1 protein-coding gene is annotated in these 407 nt (G+C 59.2%); it reads left to right on the top strand.

What is annotated here, in order from left to right:
• Nucleotides 1-160: 160 nt before the first annotated feature.
• A partial coding sequence (locus CR492_RS20640; protein WP_146030357.1) for a PGN_0703 family putative restriction endonuclease occupies nucleotides 161-407 on the top strand: 247 nt, incomplete at its 3' end.

Consider the following 407-nt stretch of genomic DNA (forward strand, 5'->3'; position numbering starts at 1 on the left):
GAGATTTCCGGACGGAAATTTGAAGTCCGGAGCTTCGACTGCGGCCGGGCTGTCCACTTCACATAGCCTGTCCGTGATCGAGACCATCGTCACGGAATCTTGGACCCACATCGGGTGAACTAACCGCTCACCCGCCCGCGCCCCTCGAAGGGATCGATCGTTGTCACTGCAAACCTACGAAAAGACGCTCAAAGCGCATCTCGATGAATACCGGCGAGGCCGACTCGGCGGAGTCGAGAGCGGCAACCTGCTTGCGAACGGCGTGGAGCGGCCTTACGGACACATCCTGCCCACCAAATTGCAATGGCTGAATATCCTCGAGCCGTTCCGGGCGGAGGTCATGCAGTACCAGACCGCCAACGGATTGCGGCTGCATCGGTATTTCCATCACCTGAACTCCTCGCAGG

It is taken from the genome of Methylocella silvestris (assembly GCF_002891535.1).
Classification (GTDB): Bacteria; Pseudomonadota; Alphaproteobacteria; order Rhizobiales; family Beijerinckiaceae; genus Methylocapsa; species Methylocapsa silvestris_A.